25 protein-coding genes are annotated in these 26,383 nt (G+C 72.3%); 11 read left to right on the plus strand and 14 right to left on the minus strand.

Annotation, left to right across the window (positions count from 1 at the left end):
* Nucleotides 1–68 precede the first annotated feature (68 nt).
* Entirely contained in the window at nt 69–1,454 is a 1,386-nt protein-coding gene (locus tag QSK26_RS22515) for a hypothetical protein (protein ID WP_285777206.1), read from the minus strand.
* Between the two features lie 444 nt (nt 1,455–1,898).
* Here QSK26_RS22515 and QSK26_RS22520 point away from each other — a divergent pair, with 444 nt between their 5' ends.
* A complete protein-coding gene (locus QSK26_RS22520) occupies nt 1,899–4,880 on the plus strand; it encodes an AfsR/SARP family transcriptional regulator (protein WP_352244374.1) in 2,982 nt (993 codons plus the stop codon).
* Between the two features lie 92 nt (nt 4,881–4,972).
* Nucleotides 4,973–5,623 (plus strand): M15 family metallopeptidase, encoded by a 651-nt coding sequence (locus QSK26_RS22525; RefSeq protein WP_285777208.1) that lies wholly within the window; start codon nt 4,973–4,975, stop codon nt 5,621–5,623.
* Here QSK26_RS22525 and QSK26_RS22530 read toward each other — a convergent pair whose 3' ends face one another.
* Complete coding sequence (locus QSK26_RS22530; protein WP_285777209.1) at nt 5,624–6,496, minus strand: LysR family transcriptional regulator; 873 nt, start codon at nt 6,494–6,496, stop codon at nt 5,624–5,626.
* A gap of 61 nt (nt 6,497–6,557) precedes the next feature.
* On the opposite strand from QSK26_RS22530, the gene QSK26_RS22535 reads away from it, so the two are divergent.
* The 3 genes from QSK26_RS22535 (at nt 6,558) to QSK26_RS22545 (ending at nt 9,745) form a co-directional block, all read left to right on the plus strand.
* Nucleotides 6,558–7,043, plus strand: a complete 486-nt coding sequence (locus QSK26_RS22535; RefSeq protein WP_285777210.1) for a nuclear transport factor 2 family protein — start codon at nt 6,558–6,560, stop codon at nt 7,041–7,043.
* A 414-nt stretch (nt 7,044–7,457) separates the two neighbouring features.
* Nucleotides 7,458–8,297: an alpha/beta hydrolase gene (locus tag QSK26_RS22540; RefSeq protein WP_285777211.1), complete on the plus strand. Its 840-nt coding sequence runs from the start codon at nt 7,458–7,460 to the stop codon at nt 8,295–8,297.
* A gap of 140 nt (nt 8,298–8,437) precedes the next feature.
* The gene (locus QSK26_RS22545) at nt 8,438–9,745 is read left to right on the plus strand and encodes a YibE/F family protein (RefSeq protein ID WP_285777212.1); all 1,308 of its coding nucleotides are present in this window, start codon (nt 8,438–8,440) and stop codon (nt 9,743–9,745) included.
* A 21-nt stretch (nt 9,746–9,766) separates the two neighbouring features.
* Here QSK26_RS22545 and QSK26_RS22550 read toward each other — a convergent pair whose 3' ends face one another.
* Nucleotides 9,767–10,645 carry a helix-turn-helix transcriptional regulator gene (locus QSK26_RS22550; RefSeq protein WP_285777213.1) on the minus strand — a complete coding sequence of 293 codons (879 nt, stop codon included), beginning with the start codon at nt 10,643–10,645 and terminating at the stop codon, nt 9,767–9,769.
* A 103-nt stretch (nt 10,646–10,748) separates the two neighbouring features.
* Here QSK26_RS22550 and QSK26_RS22555 point away from each other — a divergent pair, with 103 nt between their 5' ends.
* Nucleotides 10,749–11,696: a DNA polymerase domain-containing protein gene (locus QSK26_RS22555; RefSeq protein ID WP_285777214.1), complete on the plus strand. Its 948-nt coding sequence runs from the start codon at nt 10,749–10,751 to the stop codon at nt 11,694–11,696.
* Between the two features lie 25 nt (nt 11,697–11,721).
* Here the strand turns inward: QSK26_RS22555 and QSK26_RS22560 are convergent, their stop codons facing one another.
* Nucleotides 11,722–12,951 carry a glycosyltransferase gene (locus QSK26_RS22560; RefSeq protein WP_285777215.1) on the minus strand — a complete coding sequence of 410 codons (1,230 nt, stop codon included), beginning with the start codon at nt 12,949–12,951 and terminating at the stop codon, nt 11,722–11,724.
* A 236-nt stretch (nt 12,952–13,187) separates the two neighbouring features.
* The gene (locus QSK26_RS22565) at nt 13,188–14,411 is read right to left on the minus strand and encodes a hypothetical protein (protein WP_285777216.1); all 1,224 of its coding nucleotides are present in this window, start codon (nt 14,409–14,411) and stop codon (nt 13,188–13,190) included.
* A 194-nt stretch (nt 14,412–14,605) separates the two neighbouring features.
* Between QSK26_RS22565 and QSK26_RS22570 the strand changes: the two genes are divergently transcribed.
* Complete coding sequence (locus tag QSK26_RS22570; protein WP_285777217.1) at nt 14,606–15,535, plus strand: NAD-dependent epimerase/dehydratase family protein; 930 nt, start codon at nt 14,606–14,608, stop codon at nt 15,533–15,535.
* The gene (locus QSK26_RS22575) at nt 15,532–16,368 is read left to right on the plus strand and encodes a glycosyltransferase family 2 protein (RefSeq protein WP_285777218.1); all 837 of its coding nucleotides are present in this window, start codon (nt 15,532–15,534) and stop codon (nt 16,366–16,368) included. The genes QSK26_RS22570 and QSK26_RS22575 overlap by 4 nt, the downstream gene beginning before the upstream one ends.
* Here the strand turns inward: QSK26_RS22575 and QSK26_RS22580 are convergent.
* From QSK26_RS22580 to QSK26_RS22605, 6 genes are all read right to left on the minus strand, one after another.
* Nucleotides 16,254–16,787 carry a GtrA family protein gene (locus QSK26_RS22580; RefSeq protein ID WP_285777219.1) on the minus strand — a complete coding sequence of 178 codons (534 nt, stop codon included), beginning with the start codon at nt 16,785–16,787 and terminating at the stop codon, nt 16,254–16,256. The two genes, QSK26_RS22575 and QSK26_RS22580, sit on opposite strands and share 115 nt — an antisense overlap.
* On the minus strand, nt 16,780–17,511 hold the full coding sequence (locus tag QSK26_RS22585; protein WP_285777220.1) for a class I SAM-dependent methyltransferase: 732 nt from the start codon (nt 17,509–17,511) through the stop codon (nt 16,780–16,782). The genes QSK26_RS22580 and QSK26_RS22585 overlap by 8 nt, the downstream gene beginning before the upstream one ends.
* Entirely contained in the window at nt 17,511–18,671 is a 1,161-nt protein-coding gene (locus tag QSK26_RS22590) for an NAD-dependent epimerase/dehydratase family protein (RefSeq protein WP_285777221.1), read from the minus strand. The genes QSK26_RS22585 and QSK26_RS22590 overlap by 1 nt, the downstream gene beginning before the upstream one ends.
* Nucleotides 18,672–18,980: 309 nt before the next feature.
* Entirely contained in the window at nt 18,981–19,877 is an 897-nt protein-coding gene (locus QSK26_RS22595) for a hypothetical protein (protein ID WP_285777222.1), read from the minus strand.
* Entirely contained in the window at nt 19,874–20,431 is a 558-nt protein-coding gene (locus QSK26_RS22600; protein WP_285777223.1) for an RNA polymerase sigma factor, read from the minus strand. Before QSK26_RS22600 ends, QSK26_RS22595 begins: the two co-directional genes overlap by 4 nt.
* 83 nt (nt 20,432–20,514) lie before the next feature.
* A complete protein-coding gene (locus QSK26_RS22605) occupies nt 20,515–21,303 on the minus strand; it encodes a helix-turn-helix transcriptional regulator (protein ID WP_285777224.1) in 789 nt (262 codons plus the stop codon).
* Between the two features lie 177 nt (nt 21,304–21,480).
* Here QSK26_RS22605 and QSK26_RS22610 point away from each other — a divergent pair, with 177 nt between their 5' ends.
* The gene (locus QSK26_RS22610; RefSeq protein WP_285777225.1) at nt 21,481–21,846 is read left to right on the plus strand and encodes a nuclear transport factor 2 family protein; all 366 of its coding nucleotides are present in this window, start codon (nt 21,481–21,483) and stop codon (nt 21,844–21,846) included.
* Between the two features lie 53 nt (nt 21,847–21,899).
* Here the strand turns inward: QSK26_RS22610 and QSK26_RS22615 are convergent, their stop codons facing one another.
* On the minus strand, nt 21,900–22,388 hold the full coding sequence (locus QSK26_RS22615) for an NUDIX domain-containing protein (protein ID WP_285777226.1): 489 nt from the start codon (nt 22,386–22,388) through the stop codon (nt 21,900–21,902).
* 111 nt (nt 22,389–22,499) lie between these two features.
* On the opposite strand from QSK26_RS22615, the gene QSK26_RS22620 reads away from it, so the two are divergent.
* A complete protein-coding gene (locus QSK26_RS22620) occupies nt 22,500–23,327 on the plus strand; it encodes a universal stress protein (RefSeq protein WP_285777227.1) in 828 nt (275 codons plus the stop codon).
* Nucleotides 23,328–23,485: 158 nt separating this feature from the next.
* Nucleotides 23,486–24,859, plus strand: a complete 1,374-nt coding sequence (locus QSK26_RS22625) for an MFS transporter (protein ID WP_285777228.1) — start codon at nt 23,486–23,488, stop codon at nt 24,857–24,859.
* 264 nt (nt 24,860–25,123) lie between these two features.
* Here the strand turns inward: QSK26_RS22625 and QSK26_RS22630 are convergent, their stop codons facing one another.
* Both QSK26_RS22630 and QSK26_RS22635 read right to left on the minus strand, forming a co-directional pair.
* A complete protein-coding gene (locus QSK26_RS22630; RefSeq protein ID WP_285777229.1) occupies nt 25,124–25,693 on the minus strand; it encodes a DUF6624 domain-containing protein in 570 nt (189 codons plus the stop codon).
* 67 nt (nt 25,694–25,760) lie between these two features.
* Entirely contained in the window at nt 25,761–26,345 is a 585-nt protein-coding gene (locus QSK26_RS22635; RefSeq protein WP_285777230.1) for a peroxiredoxin-like family protein, read from the minus strand.
* Nucleotides 26,346–26,383: the final 38 nt, after the last annotated feature.

A 26,383-nucleotide genomic window follows, 5' to 3' on the forward strand; every position in this document is an offset into this window, starting at 1 on the left:
GAAGGCCCCCGTCCGGAACCCGAGGTTCCGGACGGGGGCCTTCAATGGGCTGAGGTGTTCCGCGGCGGTCAGGCGTTCGGGACGCGGTCGAGGAAACCGACCGGGACGTTGGCGGAGGCGGGCTTGCCGAGGGCGGTCCACTCGTCGTAGGTGAGGGGCTTCTTCTTGCCGGCGTTGACCGCGTAGATGGTGCCGTCGCGCACGTCGCGCAGGTAGCTGCCGTCCGCGGGCATCGAGCCGAAGGTGTTGATCCACTCGATCGGGGCGTTGGCGAAGGTGGGGCTGCCCAGCGACTCGTACTCGGCCGGGCTCAGATGGTACTTCGCGCCGCCCACGGTGACGAAGATGGCGCCGTCCGCCGAGTTGCGCAGGAGGGTGCCCGGCTGCATGGGGCCGGTCAGCCTGTTGATGAAGCCGATCGGGACGTTGGTGGAGGCGGGCTTGCCCAGGGCGGTCCACTGCGCCAGGGTCAGGCCGTACTTCACGCCGCCCGCGATCAGGTAGATGGAGCCGTCCACCGGGTTGCGCAGGTGGGTGCCGTCCAGCGGGATGCCGTCGTACTCGTTGATGAACCGGATCGGGACGTTGATCGACCCCGGGCGGCCCAGGGCGTTCCACTCGGCGGCGCTCAGGCCGTACTTCGCGCCGCCGGCGATCACGGAGATGGAGCCGTCGGCGGCGTCACGCAGGTAGGTGCCGTTCCGCGGGTCCTGCGGCAGCTTCTTCATCCAGCCGGCCGGCACGGCGGTCATCGCGACCCCGGCGTAGCCCGACGCGGTCAGCTCCTCCATGCTGCCGAACCGGATCGGCGCGCCGCCGGCGATGACCGCGACGGTGCCGTCGGGCTCGCGGTAGAGGCGGCCCTCGACCGGGGTGACCGTGGCCGGCGCGTCATCCTTGATCTTCTTGTACCGGATCGGCGTGTAGGTGTTCATGTCCGCCCAGGTGTTGAACCCCACCTGGCCGTGCGAGTTCCTGACCGGCCCCTTGGCCCAGTCATTGTCGGTCGGCCCGTTCAGCGAATAGACATAAGCGCCGTCGGTGTGGTCGTTCGGGTCCTTCCACATGGCGAAGAGTTCGATGTGGCCGCTTTTCAGAATGGCGTCGCCGGGCTTGAGGTCGTGAATGCTGCCGAGCACCGTCTTGTTGCCGTAGTTCGCGAATCCGGTGGTGTTCAGGCTGGTGCTCAGGTGCCAGGCGAGGGACACGAAACCGGAGCAGTCGGTGCGGTACGTCCGGCCGTTGGCATCACCGGTCCAGCGGCTCTGGCTGTACACGACGTTCTTGTTCACCCAGAACTGCGCCCTGGTCAGCGTCTCGCTGCGAAGGATCTCGCCGTCCACGCCGGAGGCCGCCTGCGCGGGGACCGCCGACACGGAGGCGAAGCTGAGCGCGGCGGCCGCGGCGAGGCCGGCGGTGAGCGTACGGCGGGCGAAAATCTTCTTGGCGGCCATGAGGTTTCTCCTCGGGTAGAGAATTTATTGACAGGCGGTCCGGCGGAATCGTCCGCCGGATTCCGGAGGGGCTTTTGGCCGCTCCTTCCGCGGTCGGTCCGTGCCGATGACCGAAGATTGATCCAGGCCGCTCAAATCGAGCTGTAAGTCCGCTGCAGCGGGTTCTACAGGGACGCCCCGGCGGGGCCCGTGGCGCCGGGCCGGCGGGCGGGCGGCGCGGCCCGGCCGGGAACCCCGCCCCCAGGTCACGCCCGCTCCGCGATCTCCGTTGAACCGAAATTTGAGCCGGCGAACCATCTTGATCGCCACGGACTCTTATGTATCGTCCAGATGGGGCAAAACGGGGATCTACGGGAGGGCTGGATGGAGTTACGGCTCCTTGGTCCGGTGGAAGTGTGGTGCGCTGGTCGTCAGCTGCCACTGGGAGGAGCCAAACCGCGGGCGTTGCTCACCGCTCTCCTGCTCGACCCGGGGCGGGTGGTGCCCGCGGACCGGCTGATCGAGGCCGTCTGGGGGGAGGATCCGCCGCCGACCGCGCGGGCCGTGCTGCAGACCTACGTGGCCTCGCTGCGCCGGGCGTTCGAGTCCGCGGGGATGGCGGAGGTGATCGTCTCGCACCGGGTGGGCTATCTCGCCGAGGTGCCCGCCGACGCGATCGACCGCAACGTCTTCGAACGGCATGTCGCCGAGGGGCGGCAGGCGGCCAGGGAGAAGCGCCTGCGGGAGGCGAGCGACTCCTTCCACGCGGCCCTCGCCCTGTGGCGCGGCCCGGCGCTCGGCGGGATCGGCGACTCCTTCCTGCACGCGGAGGCGACCCGGCTGGACGAGCTGCGGCTCACCGTGGTGGAGGAGCGCGTCACGGCGGACCTCGCGGTGGGCCGGGACGAGCGGCTCATCGAGGAGCTCACCGAGCTGGTGGCACTGCATCCGGCCAGGGAACGGCTGCGCCGCGACTTCATGGTGGCCCTCTACCGGGCGGGCCGGCAGGCCGACGCGCTGGCCGTCTTCCGGCAGGGCAGGGAGGTGCTGATCGAGGAGCTGGGCATCGAGCCCGGCCCCGAGCTGCGGGAGGCCCACGAGCTGATCCTGCGGTCGGACCCGTCCCTGCTGAAACCCGCCGCCGCCACGCCGCCCGCACCCACTCCCGCTCCCGCAGCCACGTCCACGTCCACCGGCGGCGGCACCGGCCCGGTCCGCCAGCTCCCGCCGCCGCTGCCCGACTTCACCGGCAGGGACGCGGAGGCGACGGCGTTACGCGACCGGCTGACCGAGGCCGGCACCATGCCGATCTGCGTGATCTCCGGTCCCGGCGGCGCGGGGAAGTCCGCCCTGGCGCTGCACACCGCGCACGCGATCACCGAGTCCTACCCCGACGGCCAGCTGCACGTCGAGCTGCGCGGCACGACCGAGGCGCCCGCCACGCCGGAGGAGGTGCTCGGCAGGCTGCTGCGCGAGCTCGAACCGTCCACCGCGCCGCTGCCCGCCACCCTGGAGGAACGCGCGGGCCGCTTCCGCTCCCTCCTCGCCGGGCGGCGCAAACTCGTCGTGCTGGAGGACGCCCTGTCCGAACGGCAGGTCAGGCCGCTGCTGCCGGGCACCCCCGGCTGCGGCGTGATCGTCACCTCGCGCAACCGGCTGGCCGGGCTGGCCGGCGCCGCCTTCGTCGATCTCGGCGTGCTGCCGCAGCCGGACGCCGTCGCACTGCTCGCCCGCATCGCCGGCCCGGAGCGGATCGTCCCGGACTCCGAGACCGCCCGCCGCATCGTACGGCAGTGCGGCGGCCTGCCCCTCGCGCTGCGGATCGCCGGGGCACGGCTGGCGTCCCGCCGCCACTGGTCGGCCGAGCGGCTCGCCGAGCGGCTGGCCGACGAGCAGCGCAGGCTCGACGAGCTGGCCGTGGGAGACCAGGAGGTCAGGGCCAGCATCAGCCTCAGTTACGAGCTGCTTCCCGAGCCCGCCAAGGTCGCCCTGCGCCGACTCGGGCTGCTCGGCCTGCCGTACTTCTCCGTCTGGGTCGCCGCGGCGGCCACCGAGACGGACCTGGACGAGGCCGAGGACATGCTGGAACAGCTCGTGGACGCGTCGCTGGTCGGGGTGGAGGGAGTGGACGTCACCGGGCAGATCCGGTACCGGCTGCACGACCTCATCCGGTTGTTCGCCAGGGAGCGGGCGGCGCAGGAGGAGTCCGAGCACGAGCGCACGGCCACGGTGACCAGGGTGCTCGGCGGGTGGCTGTGGCTGATCGAGCGGCTCAGCAAGGCCGCGCCCACCGGCTGGATCCCGCTGCTCTCCGGCTTCCGGCTGGCCCGGCCGGTGGATCCCGAGGTGGAACGGGTCGTGCTGGCCGATCCGCACGGGTGGTTCAGGGCCGAGGAGGAGGCGCTGATCGTCGCCGTCGAGCTGGCGGCGGCGATGGACCTCGACGAGATCGCCGTCGAGCTGGCCTCCGCGCTGTCCTACGCCTTCGAGGGCAACCAGTACGTGTCCGACAACCCGTTCGCGGCCTGGAACCGCACGCACGAGGCCGCGCTCGCCGCCGCCCGGCGCAACGACAACGCCATCGGCGAGGCGACCCTGCTCGCCGGCCTGGGGCAGCTCTACTACGAGCGCGACCTCTACGCCGAGTCCCGCGAGTACCTCACCCAGGCGTTGTCCATGTTCCGGTCGGCCAAGGACGTCCGTGGCGAGGCGACCACCCTGGCCGCGCTCGGTGTCGCCTGCCGCGAACAGGGCTACCTGCCGGAGTCGCTGCACTTCCTCGACCGGGCCGACGCGCTGTGGGCCGGCCAGGGCGACCGGGCGGCGACCGCGCACGTCCGGCGGATCGCCGGCAGCGTACGCCTGGAGCAGGGCGACTACCCGCAGGCGTGGGCCGACCTCAACGCCGCCCTGCTGCTCTACCGGGAGGAGGGCAGCCGGCGCGGGGAGGCGCTGACGCTGCGCAGCATCTCGATGTACCACCGGGCGAAGGGCGAGCTGGACAGCGCGGAACGCACGGCCGTACAGGCACGGGACATCTGCGCCGCGATCGGCGACCGGCTGCTGGAGGCTTACTGCACGCGCTCGCTGGCGAAGGTACGGCTGCGCCTCGGCCGCCACGACGAGGCCCGCGGCCCGCTCCAGGACGCGCTCGCGGTGGCCCGCGATCTCAGCGACCGCTTCGGCGAGGCGTGCTCGCTGCGCACCCTGGGCGAGCTCGACCTCGCCGAGGGCCGGCTCTACCAGGCCAAGAGCCACCTGGAGCAGTCGCTCGAACTGTGGGACGCGCTGCGCTCCGCGCTCTTCCGCGCCCGCGTCCTGCGCGACCTCGCCCAGGTGCACCAGGCGCTCGGCGACGCCGCCACCGCCGAGAAGACCAGGGCGGAGGCGATGGAGATCTTCCGGCTGCACGGTTCCCGCGAGTACGGCGAGCCGCCGCCGCTGTAAGAACGGCTACAGCGTTTTTGTAGCACCCGGGCTCATCATGGGCGGCGGCGTTTCCGCGTGGAGCGCCCACGCTCGATCCCGGAGGGTCCTCCATGGCCGAATTCGTGCTTCTGTCCGACCCGCGGATCGCCGCGCTCCCGGTGAAGGAGTGCGGCGAACCGCTGGTGGACCTGCGCACCCTGCCGGTCATCCGTCTCGACCACCGTCTCGCCGATCCCGAGGGCGCCTTCGCGCACGTACGGCTGAGCGTGGCCGACCGGCTGGTGGCGGCGCAGACGCAGTTGCCCCGCGGGCTCCGGCTGCTCGTGGTGGAGGGGCTGCGCCCGTTCATGCTGCAACAGCGGTACTTCGCCGAGTCGGTCGCCGGCCTGCGCGCCGCGCACCCCGGGTGGGACGAGGACCGGGCGTGGATCGAGGCGAGCAAGTACGTCTCCCCGCCGGACGTCGCGCCGCACGTCACCGGCGGCGCGGTGGACCTCACCCTGTGCACCGAGGGCGGCATCGAGATCCCGATGGGCACCCAGGTCAACGCCACGCCCCCGGAGAGCGACGAAGCCTGCTACACCGACTGCGCCGAGATCTCCGAGGAGGCGCGCGGGAACCGGCACACCCTGGGCAGCGCCATGACGTCGGTGGGTTTCGTGAACTATCCGACGGAGTGGTGGCACTGGTCGTACGGCGACCGCTACTGGGCGCTGGTCACCGGCGCGCGCTATGCCAGGTACGGCGTGGGCGAACTGTGATCACGGGCCGGCCCGTCCGGGGAGGGCTTCGAGGAAGGCCGTCACCTGGGGGCGGTGGTCGGCGGGCCGCCAGGCGATGGCCAGGTCGGCGGGCGGCAGGCCGGTGACGGGACGGCAGGTGACGCCGGGGCGGGCGTACAGGTGAGTGTTGCCCTCGGCGAGCAGCGCGATGCCTAGGCCGCTGGCGACCGCCTCCAGCACCTCGTCGGCGGAGGTCGCCTCGGCGCCCACCACGACCTCGTCGCGCACGTCGAGCCCCAGCCAGAAGTCGCGGAGCGGGCCGGAGGCGGCGGGCATGGCGATGAACGGCTCGTCCCGCAGCTCGGCGAAGCCGATCTCGGTACGGCCGGCCAGCGGGTGGTCCGCCGGCAGGGCGGCGAACCTGCGCTCCCTGGCGAGGACGCGCACGGCGACGCCCTCCGGCGCGGGCAGCCACACGAAGGCGACGTCGCAGCTCCCGTCGGCCAGGCCGCCGCTGGGATCCTCCCAGCCGACCAGCCGCAGCGAGACGAGCCACCCGGGCATCCGTTCCCGGAAGCGGCGCAGCGCCTCGCGTTGCAGGTTGCGGCCCACCGAGGTCTGCATGCCGATCACCAGCGTGCCGGACGGCGCCGCCTGCCTGGCCGCGTCCAGCCCCGTCCCCCAGCGTTCCAGCATGTCCCTGGCCACGGGCAGCAGCGCGGCCCCCTGCCGGGTGAGACCCGCGCCGCCGGGCGACCGTTCGAACAGCGGGAAGCCGAGCTGCCGTTCCAGCGCGCGGATCTGTTTGGACAGCGCGGGCTGGGAGACGAACAGCCGCTCCGCCGCCCGGGTGAAGTGCAACTCCTCGGCCACGGTGACGAAGTACCGCAGATCGCGCAGATGGACGTCCATAGCCTTCGGTTATAACGGCATGTCTTGGACCGCAGAACCCATCGGTCTGGACAATCCCGGTATGAGAACTCGCAGGCTCGGCCGCCCGGGACTCACACTCACCCTGGCGACCGCGGCCCTCGTGACCGGATGCGCCACCCCGGCACAGCAGAACACGGCCCCCACCTCAGAAGCGCAGAGCACGGCCCCCGCTGCGGAGGGGCAGAGCACGGCCGCCGTCCCGGGAGTGGTGGCAGGGGCGGGCCTGGCCTACGTGGACGCGGTGAACGCCCGTGACCTGGACGCCCTCGTGCGGTCCTTCCTCCCGGACGGCGAGATCTTGGACGTCTCGCGTACCATCGCCGGCCACGACGCCATCAGGTCGTGGGCGGCCGCGGAGGTGATCGGCGGCTCGCTGCGGGTGCTGTCGGTCGCGGAGGACCGCGGGGACGGCCAGAAACTGCTGGTGCACTGGGCCCCGGCGGGCTCGGCAGGCTGGCGGGCGCACTACGACCTCACCTACCGCGACGGCCGCATCTCCCGGGCCGATCTCCAGTACGCCGACTGACCCCCGACCGGCGACCTCGCGCCGCCAGGGCAGCGTCCCCTCGTCGGTCAGGAAGGCGCCGGTCGGGCCGCCCCGCGTCCGCCGGCGCCGCCGCGACGACCACCACGGCTCCCTGTTCGGGGGTCAGGAAGCCCGGGTGGTCGTCGAGGTCGGTCGCGCACAAACCCGGTTTGACCACGTTGACCTTGACGGGGGTGTCCGCCAGTTCCTGGCGCCGTCGGCGGCGACATAGCCGCCTCCCTCACCCTGACCGCCAAGGAACGCGGCGAGGCGATCAACGCCGTCCGCTACCAGGGGATCATCCACGACTTCGTCATGCTCAACGCCCTGCGTGAGACCCATGCCGCCCAGGCCGCTATCGTCCAAGCGGCCGCGTTTCTCGCCGCCGTGCTCAACCCTCGCTAAGGAGCCGCCATGTCCACCGCCTACGACGACGAGCAGATCGCCCGCGCCAACGCCTCCGGCCGCACCCCGGTGGTGTTCGTGCACGGGCTGTGGCTGCTGCCCAGCAGCTGGGACAGGTGGGCCGCCGTCTTCGAGGAGGCCGGCTACGCGCCCGTCACCCCCGGCTGGCCCGACGACCCGGACACCGTGGCCGAGGCCAAGGCGCACCCCGAGGTCTTCGCGGACAAGACCGTGGGCCAGGTCGCCGACCACTTCGCCGCGCTGATCGGCCGCCTGGACCGCAGGCCGTGCGTCGTCGGGCACTCCTTCGGCGGGCTGCTCACCCAGATCCTCGCCGGACGGGGCCTGTCGGCCGCCTCGGTGGCGATCGACCCGGCGCCGTTCCAGGGCGTGCTGCCGCTGCCGGTGTCGTCGCTGCGGGCCGCCGCCCCGGTGCTCGGCAATCCGGCCAACATCCACCGCGCCGTCCCGCTCACCTACGAACAGTTCCGTTACGCCTTCGCCAACGCCGTCTCCGAGGAGGAGGCCAAGGAGCTGTACGAGACGTTTTCCGTGCCCGCTCCGGGGGCTCCCCTCTTCCAGGCGGCGGTGGCGAACTTCAACCCGTGGAGCGAGACCAAGGTCGACAGCACCAACCCGGAACGCGGCCCGCTGCTGATCATCTCCGGTGAGAAGGACCACACCGTGCCGTGGGCCATCGCCAACGCCTCCTACAAGAAGCAGCAGCACAACGAGGCGTCCGTCACCGAGATCGTCGAGATGCCCGGCCGCGGGCACTCCCTGACCATCGACAGCGGCTGGCGGGAGGTGGCCGACACCGCCCTGTCCTTCGTCAGCCGCTTCTGCTGACGGGTCCCGCCGACGGCGAACTCGCCCCCCACCACCCGCAACCGGTCCCCGGCGGGGGGCGCGACGGGTTAGGGTGCCATGAAGTCCGCCGAGGTCAGAACGTTCGGCGTCATCCCCCTACCCTTCCGGGAGCCTCAAGCATGGGTGCCGGTCACGCGCACGGTCCGACGCCGCCCGCCGGGCGCAGGGCGGTGTGGGCCGCGGCGGCGGTCATCGTGCCGCTGGCGGTCGCCACGGTGGCCGCCCTGGTGTGGATGTGGCCGCCCGGGCTGGCGGCGCCGGCGCCGTCCGCGGCGGGACTGGAGCGGGTGACCGGGACGATCACGTCCGTGGACCTGAAGCCGTGCCCGCAGGAGCCGCCGCTGGAGGGGGTGCCGCAGGCGGCGCAACCGCCGGAACCGGACCCGGCCACCTGCGGGGACGCCGAGGTGCTGCTGTCCAGCGGGCGGAACTCCGGCATCCACGTCACCACGGGCCTGCCCAGCGGGCCGGGCGCGCCGCGGTTCGCCGAGGGTGACGACGTGGTGCTGCTGCACATGCCGGCCAGCGAGCTGGACGCGCCGCCGTACCAGCTCTCCGATCACGACCGGTCCACGCCGTTGTGGTGGTTCGTCGCGGCGTTCGCGCTGGCGGTGGTGGCCTTCGGGCGGTGGCGCGGGGTGACCGCGCTGGTCGGGCTGGCCGTGACGTTCGTGCTGCTGCTGATGTTCGTGATCCCGGCGATCCTCGCGGGGGAGCCGCCGCTGCCGGTGGCCATCGCGGGGGCGGCGGCGATCATGCTGGCGGTGCTCTACCTCACCCACGGTTTCTCGCTGACCACCTCGACGGCCGTGGTGGGCACGCTCGTCAGCCTGAGCCTGACCGGCGTGCTGGCATACGCCGCCATCGGCGTCGCCCGGCTCAACGGCATCACCGACGACAGCTCGTTCTACCTGGACCTCAGCTACGACATCAACACCCAGGGGCTGCTGCTCGCCAGCGTCATCATCGGGTCGCTCGGCGTGCTCGACGACGTCACCGTGACCCAGGCGGTCACCGTGGCCGAGCTGGCCAGGGCCAACCCGTCGTACGGCTTCGCCAAGCTCTACCGGGCCGCCGCCCGGGTGGGCCGCGCGCACATCGCCTCGGTCATCAACACGATCATCCTGGCCTACTCGGGCGCGTCCCTGCCGCTGTTGCTGATCATCAGCGTCGGCGGGCGGCCGATCGAGGAGATCCTCGCCTCGCCGGTCCTCGCCCAGGAGATCATGCGCAGCGTCGTCGGCACCCTCGGCCTGATCAGCGCCGTGCCGATCACCACCGCGCTGGCCGCGCTGGTCAGCGCCCGAGGGGCGGCTGCCGAGGAGAAGAAGCCGGCCCGGCGCCGGCGGCGCGACGAGGAAGCGTGGGCCGCGCTCGCCCCGCACGACCACGCCGGCGAGGAGGCCGACTTCTGGCGGTCACGCTGAACCCGCGGGCCCCGGCGGTGCTCAGGGCGCGGGCCGGTGGGTTTCGCGGAGGGCGGTGGTGAGGTCGGCGAGGAGGTGGAGGGCCGCCTCGGACGGCGAACCGGGTTCGGCGTTGAAGACGGCCACCCGCTGGCCGTCGTCGTTCGGCAGGGTCATGAACTCCGCCGTCAGCGACATCTCCCCCACCAGCGGATGGCGGTAGACGCGGGCCTGGGTGCCGCAGTCCCCCACCGTGTGCGCGGCCCACAGCCCGGCGAACTCCGGGCTGCGCACGGTCAACTCGCCGACGAGACCGGTGAGCCCGGGGTCCTCGGGATGGTTGCCGGCGATCAGCCGCAGGTCGGCGACGGTGGAGCGGGCCTTGGCCGGCCAGTCGGCGTACAGCTCGCGGATGTGCGGGTCGAGGAACACCATGCGGGCGAAGTTGGGCCGGTCGGCGGGCCGGTCCGGGGCGCCGAAGTCCAGGTGGCCGGCCAGCAGCGCGTGGGCCATCGGGTTCCATCCGAGGAAGTCGGCGAAGCGTCCCATGACCAGCGCGGGCACGTCGCCGAACGACTCGATCATGACCCGCACGCCGGGCCGTACCTGCTCGGGCCTGGCCGGGCGGCGGCGGGCCTTCGGCTTGGGCCGGGCCAGGACGTACAGGTGGGCGCGCTCGGCGTCGTCCAGGCGCAGGACGCGGGCGACGGCGTCGAGGACGGCGTCCGAGGCGTTCGGGCTCTGCCCCTGTTCGAGGCGGGTGTAGTAGCCGGCGCTGACCCCGGCGAGCTGGGCGAGCTCCTCCCGGCGCAGCCCCGGGACGCGCCGCCGCCCGCCGTACGTCCGCAGGCCGAGGTCCTCGGGCCGCACCAGCGCCCGCCTCGACCGCAGGAACTCTCCCAGCTCCGCGCGCGTGTCCATGCCTTCCAGTATCGGATGTCCGGTTCCCGGGCTGCCTGCCCCTGACAGGGGCAGCCAGCGGGGAGTGTTGACCTCGCGGCCCCACCTGGGCATCGTGGGGCGGGTGACCAGCGATGAGACACGGGACGGGGTGTCGCTGACCAATCTCGACCAGCCCCTGTTCGACGGGTCGGACGCCACCAAGCGGGATCTGGTCGACTACCTGGACGCGGTGCGCGACCGCATCCTGCCGGCGTTGCGCGACCGCGCGCTGTCGGTGATCCGGGTACGGCCCGGCCAGAAGCCCTTCATGCAGAAGAACGTGCCGAAGTACACCCCGTCCTGGGTGCGGACGATCTCGGTGTGGGCGGAGGCGTCGCACCGGGAGGTGTCCTACGCCCTGTGCGACGACCGCCGTACGCTGCTGTGGTTCGGCAACCAGCGGGCGGTGGAGTACCACCCGGCGCTGGTCCGCGGGGATCGGCCGACCCATCTCATCCTCGACCTCGACCCGCCCGACGAGGACGACGCCTTCCCGCTCGCCGCACGGGCCGCGCATCTGGTGCGCCGGGCGTTGGACGACGCGGGGCTGGCCGGCGCGGTGAAGACCAGCGGGGCGAAGGGCGTGCACGTGTTCGTGCCGGTGGCGGCGGGCATCTCGATGGAGGACCTGGCCGCGGCCACCCGCGCGCTGGCCGCCCGCGCCGAGCGGGTCGATCCCGCCCTGGCCACCACGGCGTTCATCCGCGAGGACCGGGAGGGGAAGGTGTTCCTGGACTCCACCCGGGCGGGCGGGGCGACGGTGGTGGCCGCTTACAGCCCGCGTATCAGGCCGGGGACGCCGGTCTCCTTCCCGGTGGCCTGGGAGGACCTCGACCGGGTCACGCCCGCCGACTTCACCGTGCGTACGGCGCCCGGGCTGCTCGGGGACGGCGACCCGTGGGCGGCGCACATGCCCGACCCGCAGCGGCTGCCCGCCGACCTGATCGAGGAGGGGCACACGATCCCGGTCGCCCGCGTCCAGGCGATGCACGAGGGGAAGCGCCGGGCCCGCGCCCGCCGGGGCGGGTGAGCACGCCGTCAGCGGTCGCGGCGGGTCACTCCTCGCACCAGGCGCCGTCCCGCAGCGTCCACGACGCCGGCCGCGGCGCCCCGCCCGCGACGCCGACCGCGTCCAGCAGCAGCCGCGCCCGGTCGGCGCCGACGAGTCCCACCCGGCGGGCACCGCCCTCGGCCGCGGCCCGCTTCCTGCGCTCGACGCAGCCGAGGATCGCCTCGCCGAACTCCGCGGGCGTCGAGAAGCCGCTCAGGATGTCCTCGGACACGTCGGGCACGTCGCCGAAGGACCCGTCGCGCGCCACGACGGGCAGCCCGGCGAGGGCGGCCTCCCAGACCGCGATCCCCTGGGTCTCGGTGACGGAGGCGGTGACGAAGACGTCCACCCTGCGGTAGAGCTCGACCATCGTCCGGCGCGCCACCGGACCGGTCACCAGCAGGTTCCTGCCCAGCCTGGCCTTGGCCGCGCGGAGCCTGAACCACATCTTCGGGTCCTTGCACGGGCCGGTGAGGATCAGCGTCGCGTCCGGCCGGCGGGCCACCACGTGCGAGAAGGACTCGCAGAGGAAATCGATGCCCTTTTCCCTGCTCAACCGGCCGGCGTAGATGACACGGCCGTCCCGCGGGGTCGCCTCGATGGCCGCGAGCAGTTCGGCCGGCGGCATCCCGCCGGTGAGTTCGGAAACGTCCACCCCGGTCGGCAGCACGAATATCGGCCGTTCCACCCCGAGATCCTCCAGATATCGCGCGGTCGGGGCGGAGGGGGCGATAAGAAAATCGGCCTCGCGGGCGGTGTAGGCGAGAATCTCGCGGATCATGCGCGTTTTACGCGGCGCGTCTTCCTTTTCGGCTAATTCCCGGCGGCCCCGGTCCTCTTTACCGCGAAGCCGTACATAGGCCGGATAGACGAACAGCCAGGCAAGCCGATACTTGTCCAGGTAGGATTCGAAATCCGTGTGCCAGGAGAGCGCCACGGGAACCGACGACCTGCGCACCGCCTGGAGGGCCGCGAGGCCGACGGAGCCGATGGTCTGGATCGAGATGAAATCGGGCCGGAATTCGCGGATGCGCTGGGCCATGCGTTCCGCGGTGGCCACGGAGAGCGGATATCCGTCCAGCGGCGTGCGGACCGAGGGCACCCGCCAGTGCTGTACGCCCAGCTCGTCCACCTCGTGCGCGAAGCTCCGGCCCGGCGAGACCACGGCGACCGTGCACCCCATGGAGACGAGGCCGCGGGCCAGGGAGTCGACGGAAACGGCTATCCCGTCCACCCGCGGTGTGAAGGAATCCGTAGCGATCAGAACCCGGGTTGCAGGATTCAATTCAGTGCCCATCGATTCAAGGCTCGCGCATCCCGCGCCTCACTCACGTCAGCATGGTAGCCGCCGTTCCGGAGATGCGTAAGACACCATAAAGCGCGTTATCGCTGCCACCTTGGCCTCTTAACCGAGATATACGGGCAGGTTCATCCTGCGGTCACCCATTCGAGGGCGTTTCCGCGGCGCGGTCAGCCGGCCGTGCGCGCGGGGGTGACCGGTTCCGGGCTCGGCGGCACGGCGGCGGCGGCCCGCCTGGGCAGGGCGTAGACGAGGAACGGGATGACCAGCCAGGAGGAGAAGGCCCACCAGTGGTGCGCGGTGTACCAGTCCATCCCGATCAACTGGTAGAGGTGCAGGTAGCCGAAGACGGACCACAGGGAGGCCGCGATGATCGCCCCCCAGGTGCCCTTGCCGGAGCGCGCCAGGAGATAGACGACCGGCCACATGAGGTACTGCGCGCCGAGCCGGTAGGTCAGCACGAGGAAGACGAGCAGCAGGGCGAGGGTCAGGTCCACCGGGTCCGCCCTGCGCCACCACCAGCCCGCCGCGAGCAGGCCGATGACGAGGATCAGCGTGCCGATCCGCCCGAGGGTGGGATCGACCGCCTGGGCGCCGCCGGTCGCCAGCGCGGTCCAGCCCCAGTCGCCGACCACCGGCCGGGTGGACAGGATGCCCCTGACGAGGTCGGGCAGCCCGGTCAGCGGGGTGTCCAGGAACACCGAGCTGCTGAGCAGGAAGAGCGCGGGCACCGCGGCGGTCCAGCCGAGCACGGCGAGCCTGCTCCGCACGGCGGGGAGCGCGAGGGCCACCCCGGGCACGAGGAGCACCGACCAGTTGGTGCAGGTGACGGACAGGCCGACGAGCACGCCCGCCAGGTGCACGCGGCCCTCGCGGGCGGCCACCAGCGCGGCCACCCCGAAGAGCAGGGTGAGCGGCGGGAGCTGGCCGTGGATGGCGCTCACCATGATGCCCATCGGCACCAGCGCGTACTGGAACGCGCGCAGGTTGCCGCGGCCGGCGGCGAGCCTGGCCACCAGCGGGATGAGCGCGAGGTCGGCCAGCACGGGGACGATCCGGCCGGCGACGGTCCAGGACAGCCCCAGCAGGTCGCCCAGCTCGCGCTGCCCGGCCAGCACGTAGGCGAGGAGGGGCAGGAAGTGCCAGCCGCCGTCGCGCAGGTGCATCGTCGGGTTGAAACCGTCGCGCACGGCGTCCGCGGCGTCGGGGAAGTCGTGGATGAAGTCGTACGGCTGCGCGGGGTCCTGCGCCGCCGCCAGCATGATGACGAGGCGCACGACCGCGCCCGCGCACAGCGCCGCCCACAGCGGCGGGGCCCAGTTCCTGCGCTCGGCGACGAGTGCCACGACCAGACCGGCCAGCAGCGGTAGTCCCATGATCAGGGCCGGAGTCACACGTTCCCTCGGCTCGCGCGGGGCAGTTCGGGGCTGCCGTCATCAGGTGGACGAAAAGACCGTAGCGTACTCAGACCTGGAGATTGCCTGTGAGTGCGCACCGACCTCGCTGACCCGTCCCGAGCGGACGGCCGGGAGCCGGTAGGGTCTGTGGACGCAGTGACTCGGGGACGCGAAAGGAAAGGAAGCCATCCATGACGGAGTTTGCCGGAGCCCGTGTGCTGGTCACGGGAGGGGCGGGCTTCATCGGAAAGCGGCTCGTCGCGGCCCTGCTCGATGAGAAGGCCGAGGTGGTGGTCGCCGATCTGCGCCCCCACCCTGACCCGGCGGTGCGGTCGATCGTCGGCGACCTGTGCGACCCCGCGGTGCGGGACACGGTCGTCGAGCACGGCATCGACGGGATCGTGCATCTCGCCGCCGTGACCTCGGTGCTGCGTTCGGTGGAGGACCCGGTGGCCACCCACGAGCTGAACGTGGAGGCGACCGCCGGCCTGCTGGAGCTCGCCCGCGTCCGCGAGGTGCCGCGTTTCGTGCTCGCCTCGACCAACGCGGTGACCGGTGACGTCGGCAGCGCCACGATCAGCGAGCGGCTGCCGCTGCGCCCGCTCACCCCTTACGGCGCCACCAAGGCCGCCACGGAGATGCTGCTCAGCGCCTACTCCGCGGTCTACGGCATGAAGGCGGGCGCGCTGCGCTTCGCCAACGTCTACGGCCCCGGGATGCGGCACAAGGACAGTTTCGTCCCCCGTCTCATGCGGGCCGCCGCCGCGGACGCCGGTGTCCAGGTGTACGGCGACGGCAGCCAGTTGCGCGACTACGTGCACGTGGACGACGTCGTCCAGGCCATCCTGCTCGCCTGGCGGACCGGCCTGGCCGAGCCGATGATCGTCGGCTCCGGCACCTCCGTGAGCGTGAACGACCTGATCGACGCCGCCCGTCAGGTCACCGGGAAGCCGATCCCGGTGACGCACGTGCCGGCGAAGCAGGGCGAGATGCCGGCGGTCGTGCTGGACATCTCGGCCGCCAGGGCGCTGGGCTACCAGCCCCTGCACGACCTGGCCTCGGGCATGGCCACCGTCTGGCCGGACTTCATGGCCTCCCAAGGGGAAGGGGACGCGGCATGACCGTCCACCTGAGTGATCCGGAGATCGACGCCGCAGCGCTGGAGCAGTTCGTCGCCGACCACGGCGCCGACCTGCCCCCGGTGGCGATCGTCATCGCGGCCTACAACGAAGAGAACGGCATCGGCGAGGTCGTCCAGGGCATCCCGGCGATCATCGACGGGCTGGAGACGGCGACCGTCGTCGTGGTGGACGGCGCCGCCGACGAGACCGCCGCGGTGGCCCGCAAGGCCGGCGCCATGGTGTGCGACGTGCCGGTGAACCGCGGCCAGGGCGCCGCGCTGCGCCTCGGCTACCGCATCGCCCGCGAGGGCGGCGCCCGTTACATCGTCACCACCGACGCCGACGGGCAGTACGACCCGGCCGACATCCCCCGGATCCTCGCCCCGGTCACCACGGGCGACGCCGACTTCGCCACCGGCTCCCGGGTGCTCGGCCGGCAGGAGACCCACGACCGGGTCCGCCGGCTCGGCGTGCACGTCTTCGCCTGGCTGATCAGCCGGATGACCGGGCAGCGGATCACCGACACGTCGTTCGGCATGCGGGCGATGCGCGCGGAGGTCACCGGGGCGGTGGAGCTGCGCCAGCCGCAGTACCAGTCGTCCGAGCTGCTCATCGGCGTGATCTCGCACGGTTTCCGGGTCACCGAGGTGCCGGCGACCATGCGGCTGCGGGTCTCCGGCACCACCAAGAAGGGCGGCAACCTCGTCTACGGCTACCGCTACTCGCGGGTCGTGCTCGGCACCTGGTTGCGGGAGAGGCGCCGCGCCTCGACCGGCTCGCCGTCGCCCGCGGTGGGTGCCACCGCCGGACGCGTGTCCGCGAAGACGAAGTAGTTGAAAAGGTAGAACTTCCCGATGAACAGCAGGCCGTAGACCCCGAGGAAGACGGCACCGACGAACATCACCCGCGATCCGTCGGTGCTGAACAGCCGCTCCCCCCAGTCGTGGGCGACACCGGTCGCCCACGACGAGATGAGCAACCCGGCCACCGCCGTACCCCAGTACGGCAGCAGCTCGCGGATCGGCCTGGGCCTGCCGCGGCGGCGCCAGGCCCAGCGCCGGGTCATCGAGTAGTTGACCACGGCGCCCAGCGCCCACGCCGTCACCGAGGCGGCCCGCGGGCCGAGCAGGCCCAGCCCGTAGGACACCAGCAGGGTCACCTCGGTGATCACACCCGCGACCACCGAGCCGATGGCGTACCGGGTGAAGACCCGCCCGACCGCCTTGTGCAGCAGAGCGCGCAGGTCAGCCATGGCCCGGCACGCGCAGCACCCCGACGACGGACTGGCCGAAGGGGATCGGCAGCACCCGGTCGAGGACCTTGGTCACCGGCACGATGACCTTGTCGTAGAGGCCGACCGCCCCCGCCTTGGGGGAGCCGGCCTTGCCCATCCGCACCGCGGCCCACCAGGCCAGCCCGCCCAGCAGGTTGACCGGCCTGCACAGCTCGACGCCCAGCCCGGCGCGCCGCGCGGCGTCCCGCAGCGTGCCGGGGGTGTAGCGGCGGAAGTGCCCGACCTTCCGGTCGAATTCGCCGTAGAGGCTCTGGTAGGCGGGCACCCACAGCACGATGGTCCCGCCCGGGGTCACCGAGCGGGCGAGGAGGGTGAGGATCGCGGCGTCGTCCTCGAAGTGCTCCAGCACGTTGATCGCGATCACGGTCTCGACCGGGCGGTCCAGGACCGAGCCCGCGTCCAGGTCGAACTGCGCGGCCTCGACCTCCGGGCGACCGGTGAACCGGACTTTGAGCACCTCGACGGCGTCCGGATCGACGTCGGTGACGACGAGCCGGTCCAGCCCGGTGAACTGCGACGCGAACTCGCCGAGCCCGGCGCCGACCTCCAGCACGCTGCGCCCGCAGTGCGGGCTGATCAGGTCGTACTGGTAGCGGCGGTAGTTCGGCTTGTCCGGGCCGCCGTCCTCGCGCTCGGCCGTACGGCCGGTGGCCCGGGCGAAGGCACCCTCCTCGGCGCTCATCAGCCCGCTCCGCCCGCGGCTCCGCGCCAGGTGATCCGCGGCTGCATGATCGTCGGGTTCGCCCGCTCGGCATAACGCTTGGCGATGTCGAACAGCGACGTGATCAGCGTGTCGGAGAGCAGGTGCGGCACCAGGCCGAGCTCGACGAGCCCGGTGTGCGTGACCTTGTAGTAGTGCTCTTCCTTCTCGACGCGGGGGTTGTCGAGGTTGTGGATCTCCACGTCGCCGGGGAAGCTCGTCGCGATGGTCCGCGCGATGTCCGCGACGGACATCGACTCGGTCATCTGGTTGAAGACCCGGAACTCGCCGCGCTCGGCCGGGTTCTCACAGGCGAGCTGGACGCAGCGCACGGTGTCCCGGATGTCGAGGATGCCGCGCGTCTGGCCGCCCGTGCCGTACACGGTCAGCGGCTCGCCGAGCACCGCCTGGACGACGAACCGGTTGAGCACGGTGCCGAAGACGGCGTCGTAGTCGAACCGGGTGGCCAGCCGGTCGTCGAGCGCGGTCTCCGGGGTCTGCTGACCGTAGACGACGCCCTGGTTCAGATCGGTGGCGCGCAGCCCCCAGATCCGGCAGGCGAACTCCATGTTGTGGCTGTCGTGCACCTTGGACAGGTGGTAGAACGAGCCCGGCCGCTTGGGGTAGAGCACCCGGTCCTTGCGGCCCTTGTACTCGATGTCCAGCCAGCCCTCTTCGATGTCGATGTTGGGCGTGCCGTACTCGCCCATCGTGCCGAGCTTGACCAGGTGGATCTCCGGGTCGATCTCGGCGATCGCGTAGAGCAGGTTGAGGGTGCCGACCACGTTGTTGACCTGCGTGTACACGGCGTGCTTGCGGTCGATCATCGAGTAGGGGGCGGCCCGCTGCTCGGCGAAGTGCACCACCGTGTCCGGACGGAAGTCGCGGATCATCTGGTAGGTGAAGTCCGCCTCAGTGAGATCTCCCACAAAGGTCTCGATGGTCTTGCCCGTGAGCTCGTGCCACGTCGCGGTACGAGTCTGGAGGGACTCGATCGGCACCAGGCTGTCCGCACCCAGTTCGAAGTCGTACTGACGTCTGACGAAGTTGTCGGCCACGGCGACGTCGTGACCGGCCTGTGACAGGTGGAGGGCCGTGGGCCACCCCAGGTATCCATCACCGCCGAGGACCAAGATCCGCATAAATCCAATTTCCTGACTGTTTTACGCCAAGCATGCCATGTGCTCTGCGCACGGACGAACGATCTGTGCCCCTGAACGCCCATTGTGCGGTGGTCCCAAGTCGTACCACAAAAGGGTCGGTCATCTTTTCGGACGTGCAGACTTCACAGGTTGCCGTGACTCTCGCCCGCTACGCTGTCCGGGGTGCAGTGCCCGCCCACGGCCCGGTTATGCCAAGGGCTCGCAAAGCCGAGCCGCCGTGGGCGGACAGGTGCGGAGTGCTCCTAGCTGGCCGCGTTCTCCCCGCCGCCGTAGGGCGACGGGGCCGGGTCAGAATCCGGGGGGCGGGGTCGCGTCCGGGCCGGGCACGACGTGCAGGACGATCACGCCGTCGTTGTAGGAGTCCGCCGTCGCCACCGTCCAGCCGGGATCGATCCGGGAGACGGGCACGTTCTGCTCGAACTCGACGCCGTGGCCGCCGTCCCTCAGCGGCCAGTCGAGGTCGTAGGTCACCTTCAGGCCGTGCTCGCGCACGAGGCGCGCCGCCTCCGCCGCGGGGAGTCCCCGGAGCCGCACCCCGGCCATCGCCTCACCGGGCCAGCCGGCGTCGGCGGGATAGGCGTATTTCTCACCGGGCTTCGCCGGGCGGCCCAGCCTGACCTCCGCGGGCCCCTTGATGTCCGCGGTGACGCTGAACGCCGTCAGGCAGTCGTCGATCCGGTCCGAGCAGTCGCCCCCGGTGAACGTCGCCTTCGCGTCCGGGTCGGTCTTCTCGAACCCGAAGACGGGACTCTGCTGCCGAGGCGAGACGGGGATCAGCTTCACCGTCAGGTTGTCCAGGCCGACCTCGCGGAACGCCTTCTCCAGCTCGGCCGGATCGGGGTCCCCCTCGGTGAAGTAGAAGGCGTACTCGTCCCCGACCCGGTCGATCGTCACCGCCTGGCCGGCGTACACCTCCTCGGACGTCCGCAGCAGCGACGGCCCGAGGACGAAGGCCCCCGTCAGCACGGCGGCCACCGCCGTGCCGAGCAGGGCGCGGCGCGGGGAGGGCAGGGCGCGGCGCGGGTAGGGGCGGCGCGGGGAGGGCAGGATCCTGCGCCGGGCCGGGGCGGGTTCCAGCGCGAGGATCTCCGTCAGCAACGCGTCCGCCCCCGCGGTGGACGCCCGGCCGGCGAGGTCCTCGTCCAGCACCCTCGCCCCGTCCCTGAACATCCGGTCGTTGTTCACCTTGACTCCTCGATGAGCGGCCGTGCTTCGAAACGGGCCGACGGGCGGGTCCTCTCAAGCGCCCTGGCGAAGCGCTTGCGGGCCCGGTGCAGCCGGATCCGGGCGGCGTTGCGCGAGCAGCCGAGCACCTCGGCGATCTCGCCGGGGTCCAGCTCCTCCCAGACGGACAGGGCCAGCAGTTCGCGATCGTCGTCGGAGAGCAGGTCCATGGCCTCGCGCACGCCGTCGTGCTCGCCGCGGTGGGCGGGGGCGGCGGCGTAGAGGTGCTCGGTCTCGGCCGTGAGCTCGGCGTGCCGGGTGGCCCTGCGCCGCTCGCCGCGGCGGTGGTTGGCCAGGACCCGGCGGGCCACGCCGTACAGCCACAACCGGCCGGCCTCGCCGGGGGGCAGCTCGGCCATCCGCCGCCAGGCGATCACATAGGTCTCGGCCACGATGTCGGCCGCGTCCTCCGGGGAGGCACACCGGCGCACGGCGTAACCGAGGATCTGCTCGTACGTCCGCCGGTACACCGCCTCGAACCTGGACCGGTCGTCCTGTTCCACTTGTTCGTCCACACGTATCCTCGTCAAACCTTCCGAACGCTGCGGGCTTTCACCTCCTACGTGTCCGCGGGCGGCGGCGGAATTTCAGGCGCGTGCTACTCCGGGGGGCGCGGCGCCGGGTGGCGTGCCCGGCGGGCCAGGATCGAGGCCGTCGTCTCGTCCATCGGCAGGAACGCCTCCAGCTTCAGCTCGGCGAGCGTGATGTCCACCGCCGTGGCGAAGGTCGTGACCGTGGTGATCAGGTTGAGCTCGCCGTACGCCGTACGGGTGCGCATCGGGACCGCGAAGCCGAGCGGGCCGGCCGCCGGGCGTCCCTCCGGCAGGTACGCCCGCAGTTCGGCGATGAGCGCGGCGAGCCGGTCGTCGGGATTACGCTCGATCTCCGCCGCCAGCCGCTGCACGATGTGCTGGGCCCATTCGGCGAGGTTGACGATCCGCGGCGCCATCCCGCCGGGATGCAGCGCCAGGCGGTACACGTTGACCGGCGGTTCGAGCAGCCCGGCGGCGGCGCCGTCGGTGAACAGGGTGAACGCCGGGTTGGCCGCGACCAGGTCGCCGTACCGGTCGGCGACGATCGCGGGATAGGGCAGGTGGCCGTCCAGGACGTGCCGCAGGGCGGTGTGCACCGGCGCCATCACCGGGTCCGCCAGTGGGGTGCGCGGGTAGGCCGGGGCGTACCCGGCGGCGAGCAGCAGGCCGTTGCGCTCCGGCAGCGGCAGCTCCAGCGACTCCGCCAGCCGGATCACGATCTCCCGGCCCGGCTCGGCCCTGCCGCTCTCCAGGAAACTGACATACCGCTGGGTGGTGCCGGCCCGCGTCGCGAGTTCGAGCTGGCTGAGCCGCCGCCGGTTACGCCGCTCGCGCAGAGCCTGAGAGAAGTCCACCCGTCCAGTTCTAGCCCCCGTCCGGCGCGCCCGGCCATTCCCACCTGGGAATTGCCGCTCCGCACCCCCGCTGCGGAAGATGCCGCCCATGACCGAGACACCCGTTCCGTCCGGCAACGCGCTCGGCATCGCCCTGATCGTCCAGATCCTCCCGAGAACGAAGAAAGGCACAGCCCGATGACCGACCCGAACGACCTCGCCCGCCGCTACGTCGCCGTCTGGAACGACCCCGACCCCGCCGCCCGCCGTACCGCGATAGCCGCCCTCTTCGCCCCCGGCGCCACCCACCACACCCCCAGCCGCCAGGCACGCGGCCACGCCGAGCTGGAGGCGCGCGTCGCCGAGTCGCACGACACCTGGGTCGCCCCGGGCACCCACGTCTTCCGGGCCGTGCCCGGCGCCGACGGCCACCACGACGCGGTCCGCCTCAACTGGGAGATGGTGGAACGCGCCACCGGCACCGTGGCGAGCGTCGGCTTCGACTTCCTCACCGTCGACGCCGACGGCCGCATCCTCACCGACCACCAGTTCATCGACCGCTGACCCCGCCCCGGACAACGCCGGACCGCCCCCGGCGGGCGGGCCGGCTGGGGGTTTCACCGATCCTCGTAGTACTTCGCCATGACCCGGGTGTGCAGCGGGAACGCCAGCTCGCGCGGCCCGTCCAGCACCAGCCACTCGGTCGTCTCGGCCGTGGGCGCCATCGGGGGGAGGGCGGCCGAGGCGGTCCGCGGCCCGAGGGCGAAGATCAGCACGGTGCCGTCGGGGGCGCTGAGCACGTCGAAGAGGCGCACGTCGCACGCGGCCACGACCACCCCCGTCTCCTCGCGCAACTCCCGCACGGCCGCCTCCTGCCACGACTCCCCCACGTCGATGAAGCCGCCCGGCAGCGCCAGCCCGCCACGCCGCGGCTCCACGTCCCGCCGGACCACCAGCAGCCCGTCGTCCACCGGCAGCACCATCACCGCGACCGGCAACGGGTTCAGGTAGCTGGTGTTCCCGCATGCCGCGCAGACCCGCGGCCACGGCTGCCCGGCGGTGAACGCCGCCCCGCAGAAGGAACAGTGCGCGTTTCTGATCTCCACGCCCGTGAGACTAGTTTCCGATCCCAGGTCGAGAAAGACGTGGCCGGCGGATCGTGCGCGCATCGTCGCTGGGTAGGGGACCGGGGTACGCGTCCTCGGGGGGAGGCTGCGATGGAGGGCTACGATCCACGCCGGCCGGTGGTCGCCGGTTACGACGGTTCGGCGGCGGGCGAGGCGGCACTGAGGTGGGCGGTGCAGGACGCCCGGCTGCGATACGCGCCACTGGTCATCTGCCACGCCTGGCAGTGGCCTTTCGCCATGCCGCCGAGCGACATATCCGTGATGGACGCCGCGCAACGGCTCGCCGCGCAGGTGCTGCGGCGCGGCATGTGGATCGCCAGGTCGCTCGCCCCCCGCCTGGAGATCCGCACCCGCCTCGAACTCGGGTCCGCCGCCGGCGCGCTGCTCGTGGAGACCTCCTCCGACGAGCTCGTCGTGGTCGGGACGCACGGCCCGGTGGCCTTCGGGCGGCTCGGCGGCGCGACCACCGCGGCGCAGGTGGCGGCGCACGCGCACTGCCCCGTGGTCGTCGTCGGCCCCGCAGCGGCGCCGCCGCTGCGGGTCATCGTGGGCACCGACGGGTCGGCGGCCGACGGCCAGGCGATCGGGTGCGCCTTCGAGGAGGCCGCGCTGCGGCGGTGCGCGCTGTACGCCGTGCGGGCGTCGGTGGACATGGGCGGCGAGACGCGACCGGCCGCGCTGCGGCTCCAGCGGGCCGTGGCCCCGTGGTGCGTGAAGTATCCGGACGTGCAGGTCGTCACCGCGCTGGACAGCCGCCCGCCGCACGAGGCCATGCTGTCCGTCGCCGGCGACTCGGACCTCATCGTGCTGGGCGAGCCCGCCCCGTCCGGGCTGGGTACGACGGCGCGGACGGTGCTGCTGCACGCGACCTGCCCGGTGGAGGTCGTGCACCGGGCGCATCCCTGGACGAGCACGTAGCCCTGTCACCAACTGGCAAGCCCCTGTCACTCCCCGGCAAGGGAATCGCGCCGGCGCCATGCCATAGTCGAATTCGGACGGCGATTTCCTTTTTCGTCGCGAAAAGGCTGCGACACGGCGGGGAGAATGAACGATCCAGAATTCCCGGACAGGCGGACATGACGGACGTCCGGCATTCCGGGAAAAGCGGTTACCGGGCCGCGCTGGCGCATCCCGTGGGCGGCCGGCTGCTCGCCGCGAAAGCCGTTTCCGAACTCGGCGACTACGTGGGCCTCTCGGCGCTGCTGCTGCTGGCCTATTCCGGCAGCGGCTCGGTGCTCGGGTCGGCCGCCGTCTTCGCGGCGCACTCGCTGCCGGCGCTGCTGGTCGCCACCGTGTTCGGCGGGTGGCTCGACCGGCCACCCCGGCGGGCGGCGCTGGTGGCGCTGGCGCTGGCCGGCGGCGCGGTGCTCGCGGTGCCGCTGGCCGTACCGGAGACCGCGGTGGCCGTGGTGGCGGCGAGCCTGCTCGGCGGCGTGCGCGCGGCCTACCGGGGCGTGCACACGGCGGTGATCGCCGAGTCGGTGTCCCGCCCGCTGATGCTCCCACTGTTCGGCCTGTCCTCCGCGCTGCACATGTCGGCCCAGGTGGTCGGCCTGGCCGGCGGCGCCGGCGTGACGCTGGCGATCGGCGTGCGGTGGGCGCTCGCCGCCGACATCGTGTCGTTCCTGGTCACCGCCGCGATCCTGGCCACGCTGCCGATCACCGGCAAACGCCCGCGTGGGCCCCGCCCGCCGGCCACGCACGGGCTGCGCATCATCTGGTCGCACCCCACGTTGCGGCTGGTCGCGCTCACCACCTGGGCGACGTTCATCGGCTCGACGCTGCCGGAGACGGTCGCCCCTCAGCTCACCGAGGGCCCGTGGCTGCCCGTGCTGCTCGCCTCCTCGGCGGCCGGCGGCGCGGTCTTCTCCTTCGCCGCCGCGCGGCACCGGTTCCTGGAGGACGTCTCCCACCAGCTCCGGCTGGCGGCGGGGCTGGGCCTCGCCCTGGTGGCCGGGGCGGCGCTGCTGTCCGGCGGCGCGCCGGTCTGGGCGGTCGCGCTGGCCAACGCGGCGGTCGGGGCGGGCGGCGGCTGGGTGATCGGCGCCCAGGCCACCTTCGCCAGGCTGGCCCCCGCCGAGCACATGGGCCAGGTCGAGGCCACCATGGTCGCCTCCAACATCGCCGTCAACGGCGTCGGGATCCTGCTGCTCGGCGGCCTGGCGGTGGCCATGGGGCCGGGCGCCGCCTATCTGGCCGCCGGTACGGCGCTGCTGGTCGCCGCGACCGCCGCCGCCCGCCGCCACCGCGGATCCGGCGGGCCGGACCGGCCGCCGGACGAGCCGACACAGAAAGGAGACGCCCGTGCGCGGTCACGAGTGGCTGTGACTCAGGGAATTCGGGGGTTCGAAAAAGGAGACCGCGATGTGCAGTCACGGATGGCAGTGACGAAGTACGCGCGGTTTCGTACAGGAGAGGAGAAAGCCATGCGCGGCGTGGAGTGGGGTTAATCATCGGTAGTCACCGTCGATCACCGGAAAGGTGCTGATCATGCGCACTTTCGACTGGGGATAAATCCTCGGATTGACGCGGCCGCCTTCCCTGGCCGCGGGCGAGGGGCGCGGGGCCGTTCCGGCTCCGCGCCCCGTCGCGTTTCCGGCCCAGCTGTTTCCAGACCGCGCCCCGTCGCGTTTCCGGCCCAGCTGTTTCCAGACCGCGCCCCTTCTTCCCCCGTCCACGGGGCCGGGGGCCGGCAGGCGTCGCGGGGCACGTGGTCAGGACGGGAGGGACTTGAGCTCCGCCAGATAGTCACGCAGCGGTTTCAGCCCGGCGTCCGCGCGCCGCTCGTCCACCTCGGCCTCGTTCTCGATCGGGGTGTTCGGCTTCCACTCGCCCTCGGCGGACACCCCCCACTGCGTGCCGTACACCTGCGGGCGGCCTTCCGCGACCCGGACCCGGTCCACCAGGTAGGCCAGGTCGCTCGGGTCGGCGTCGCCGTCGTCGACGGCCTTCTGCATCAGGGCCAGCCCTCTGCGCTGGAGCGGGAGGTTCAGATCGGCGTGCTGGATGAGCAGCCAGGCGGCCTGGGCGCCGTCCTCGCCGACCAGCGCCCAGCCGGGCCAGCCGTGCTCGTCGAGGATCCGCGCCATGCGCTCGCCGTTGGCGCGGTCCGCGGAGGCCATGGCGTCCGCGGAACCGCCCGGCCGCCGCGCGGCCTGGTCCCGCTCGGCCATCTTCAGCAGTTCGGCGCGCAGCGCCGGGTTCCGCGGCGCCTCCGGCACGTCCTGGCCGCAGGCGGAGACCGCGAAGAGCGCCAGGAGGAGCAGGGAGAACAGTGCGCGCATGCCCAGCCCTTCGTCCGAACGGACTCGAACGTAACCCGGAACCGCGCACCCCGCCAGCGGTGCCGGCTCACCCGGCCGCCGGAGCCGGGCGGGCGCCCGCCGCCAGGGCGAGGATCTCGTCCACCGACCACTGGTCGTAGACGTGCTCGCCGTACTTGCCGGCCACGATCCGGCCCGCCGGGTCGATGAGGAAGTCGGCGGGCAGCCCGAGCCGCCCGCCGTGCGGACTACGGGAGGGGGCGCGGTCCCGGCCGCGGAGCAACCCCCATACGCCGCGCAGGACGGCCCGCACGATCGGCCCCCAGGCTCGCGGGCTCAGCAGCGCGCGAGGGGCGGACTCCACGCCGAACTCCGCGTACAGCCGCCTGCCGGGGTCGGCGACGACGGCGAAGGGCAGATCGGCCACGTGCTCCGCCAGTTCTCCGGCGGGCGAGTGGAACACGGCGACCTCGTGCACGCCGGCCGCCTCGATCTCGGCGTGCCGCCGGGCGATGGACCGCAGGTGCATGTTGCACACCGGGCAGCCGGCGAAACGCCGGAACTGCAGGTGGACGAGCCGGCCGGGATCGGGGACGGGGACCTTCCCGCCGAGGACGGAGGTGAGCTCGCGCCGGGTCACGACGGCGCCGGGCTCCATGCGGTGTGTGCCCATCGGGCACTCCCTTCGTAGGTGTACACCATACGCTTACC

Origin of the sequence: Microtetraspora sp. NBRC 13810 (assembly GCF_030268685.1) — a bacterium.
Classification (GTDB): Bacteria; Actinomycetota; Actinomycetes; order Streptosporangiales; family Streptosporangiaceae; genus BSRQ01.